Raw genomic sequence first — 3,114 nt, forward strand, 5'->3', positions numbered from 1 at the left:
TATCACGATTTCCTTCGTTTTTATCTTAGATTTTTTAACAATTAACAAAACTACTTTTGTTGATTCTTGTCCACATAAGCAGAGAGGACACGCACAATCCGAGCTGCAGGAGCATTAACGACTCTGACCAACTTGGATGCACTCATCTGAATCGAGCCTAAAATCTTTGCACGTATCTCATCAAGACTTTGCAAAGACGCAATTCCTTGGATGGAGGGTTCATCAAGGATACTTTTATCCATAACTCCACCGAGAATAATAAACTGATCCGAATCTTTTGAAAAAGCAACAGAAGCCTTAGGGGCAACAATAGGGTCAGCACCGTAAACAATCAAGGACTGACCACTAAAAAGACTGGAAATATCTTGAAAATCGGTTCCCTGGACAGCAATCTTAACCAGACGATTTTTCGCGACCCTAACACATCCACCTGCTTCCCGCAAACTCTTCCTCAAACCATTGATCTGCGCAACATTTATGCCCTTATAATGAGCGACAACCACAGATCCAGAAGAAGCAAAAATTTTTCCTAATTCAGCAACTTCAATACTTTTTTCTTGCCTTTTCAACTCTTATCTCCAGTTGATGTACATACAAACACATACACAACATCTCTCTTCGTCTACAACCTATTGAGCTATAAAGAAACCTCACCTAGAACCAAAATTTACCCCCTAATTACCGAAATCTCTTACTTATAAGAAAAAGATCAAAAAAGGAATAAAAAATGAGAAATCCCTTATGCGAAAACAATAGGGAACATAACCATTAAACAGAGATTCCTGAAAGGTCAACCTTTATACCACATCCCATAGTCGACGATAAAGTAATACGCTTCACATAATCACCCTTGGCAGCAGAAGGCTTTGCTTTCACAACCGAATCAATAAAAGCAAGGATATTTTCTTCTATTTCTTTGTTTCCAAAAGAAATTTTACCTATCCCTGCATGAATGATGCCCGCCTTTTCAACTCGAAACTCAACAGCCCCTCCTTTTGCCGCCTTAACAGCAGCAGAAACATCCATAGTAACCGTACCAATTCTTGGATTAGGCATAATACCACGAGGACCTAATATCTTACCCAAACGACCAACCAAAGGCATCATATCCGGAGTTGCAATACAGCGATCAAAGTCAATTTTACCGCTCTCAACAACACCAAAAAGATCCTCTGCTCCAACAATATCCGCCCCAGCAGCTCTAGCTTCATCAGCCTTAGCGGAACGCGCAAAAACAGCTACGCGAACATTAACGCCTGTACCATTAGGCATACTCACCACACCTCGAACCATCTGGTTTGCATGACGAGGATCAACCCCCAAATTCATCGCTATCTCAACAGTTTCATCAAACTTAGCTATAGCACGCTCTTTTAGCATAGCAATAGCCTCGCTTAATCCATAAAACATAGAACGATCAATGCCTTGAGATATTTTTTGCATACGCTTTGATATTCTAGACATAACCTTTAATCCACCACATCCAGACCCATAGAACAAGCTGAACCTTCCACCATACTCATAGCCCCCTCAATAGTAATTGCACCCATATCCTGCATTTTACGCTCAGCAATCTCACGAATCTTCTTGCGAGAAACAGATCCACAAATTTCTTTTCCGGGAGACTTGGATCCTGATTTAATTCCCGCCTCCCTTTTTAGAAAAAAACTAACAGGCGGCTGACTCATCGTAAAAGTAAACGACTTATCCTGATAGCAAGTTATTACTGTTGGGATAGGAATCCCTTTTTCTATATCCTGCGTAACCGCATTAAACGCCTTACAAAACTCCATGATATTAATGCCACGCTGACCAAGAGCTGGACCCACCGGCGGCGAAGGCTTCGCAGAAGCTGCCTCTATCTGCAACTTAACGAAATCCTTAATCTTTTTAGCCATTTTTCCCTGACCTTTTCAAACAAAACAACGAACATAAAACTTACAAGATCCAGAAATTACAAGCACACAATAAGAAATAAAGCAATCCCATACAACAGGGATATCAAATAAATCTTTTCAAAAAGCAAGCAAATCCTGTTTTATAAAATCAAACCACTTTTTCAACCTGATTATACGCCAACTCAACCGGAGTAGCGCGACCAAAAATCAAAACCTCCACCTTAAGACGAGATTTTTCCTCGTCGACATCTTTGACAACGCCGTTAAAAGACGCAAAAGGACCATCAGAAACACAAACCCGCTCACCAATCTCAAAAATAATAGAGGATACAGGACGCTGAACAGCCGCCTCAACCTGCTCTATAATACGCCGAACTTCAAAATCTGGAATGGGAGACGGCTTATTATCAAACCCAAGAAAACCTATCACTTTTGATGTATTCTTCATGGTATGATAGACTTCATCTGTCATAACCACCTTAACCAATAAATAACCAGGAAAAAACTTACGCTCAGAATCGAGTTTTCGCCCTTTGCGAACACTCACAACTTTCTCCGTAGGAATTATAACCTCATCCAAAAGATCGCGCAATCCAATCCTACTCAATCTCTCACACATAGATTCAGCTACCTTCTGTTCGAAGTTAGAATATGTATGGACTATGTACCAACGAGATATCATTCCACCACCTGAAAATTAATCACCTACACCTAAAATAGTCTGCATAATCCATCCTATCAACTGGTCAATCGCAAAAAAAAACAAAGATGATATCAGAACTATAATCATAACAACAGCAACTGACACCAAAACCTCGCGACGAGATGGCCAAAAAACCTTCTTAATTTCAGCACTTACTTGCCTAAAAAACCCTACTATACCCAACTTATAAGCCATAAAAAACTTTCACGTTACCACATTCCAGGACAATCATCAATACATAAAGAAAAAAGAAAACCTATTCAAAACCAACCAAAAACACTTTATGCCCACTTGGATGGCAAGGGCAGCGGGGTTCGAACCCACGACCTGCGGTTTTGGAGACCGCCGCTCTACCAACTGAGCTATACCCTTTTAAATAAACAAAATCTACACCACACAACAGAAAAAGAATGTACAATTTCTCGCACGGAGGAATGCACGGAGGAATCAAGTATCCAAGAATCAAATGCCTTCAAACATATACGGATATTCTGACCTCTCATCTATATCACC

5 protein-coding genes and 1 tRNA gene are annotated in these 3,114 nt (G+C 40.3%); all 6 read right to left on the reverse strand.

Translation table 11 applies throughout. From position 1 onward, the window contains the following. Window positions 1–50 precede the first annotated feature (50 nt). The 6 genes from rplJ to H0G72_RS05850 all read right to left on the reverse strand — a co-directional run bounded on the left by rplJ (window position 51) and on the right by H0G72_RS05850 (window position 2,973). A complete protein-coding gene (gene rplJ, locus H0G72_RS05825) occupies window positions 51–569 on the reverse strand; it encodes a 50S ribosomal protein L10 (protein WP_182017831.1) in 519 nt (172 codons plus the stop codon). Between the two features lie 199 nt (window positions 570–768). Continuing rightward, on the reverse strand, window positions 769–1,464 hold the full coding sequence (rplA, locus tag H0G72_RS05830) for a 50S ribosomal protein L1 (protein ID WP_182017832.1): 696 nt from the start codon (window positions 1,462–1,464) through the stop codon (window positions 769–771). A 5-nt stretch (window positions 1,465–1,469) separates the two neighbouring features. After that, on the reverse strand, window positions 1,470–1,898 hold the full coding sequence (gene rplK, locus H0G72_RS05835; protein ID WP_182017833.1) for a 50S ribosomal protein L11: 429 nt from the start codon (window positions 1,896–1,898) through the stop codon (window positions 1,470–1,472). Between the two features lie 148 nt (window positions 1,899–2,046). After that, a complete protein-coding gene (nusG, locus tag H0G72_RS05840) occupies window positions 2,047–2,580 on the reverse strand; it encodes a transcription termination/antitermination protein NusG (protein WP_182017834.1) in 534 nt (177 codons plus the stop codon). Window positions 2,581–2,595: 15 nt separating this feature from the next. Beyond that, a complete protein-coding gene (gene secE / locus H0G72_RS05845; protein ID WP_182017835.1) occupies window positions 2,596–2,796 on the reverse strand; it encodes a preprotein translocase subunit SecE in 201 nt (66 codons plus the stop codon). A 101-nt stretch (window positions 2,797–2,897) separates the two neighbouring features. After that, window positions 2,898–2,973 (reverse strand) — tRNA-Trp (locus H0G72_RS05850). Between the last annotated feature and the right edge of the window lie 141 nt (window positions 2,974–3,114).

Origin of the sequence: Candidatus Liberibacter sp. (assembly GCF_014048425.1) — a bacterium.
Taxonomy (GTDB): Bacteria; Pseudomonadota; Alphaproteobacteria; order Rhizobiales; family Rhizobiaceae; genus Liberibacter.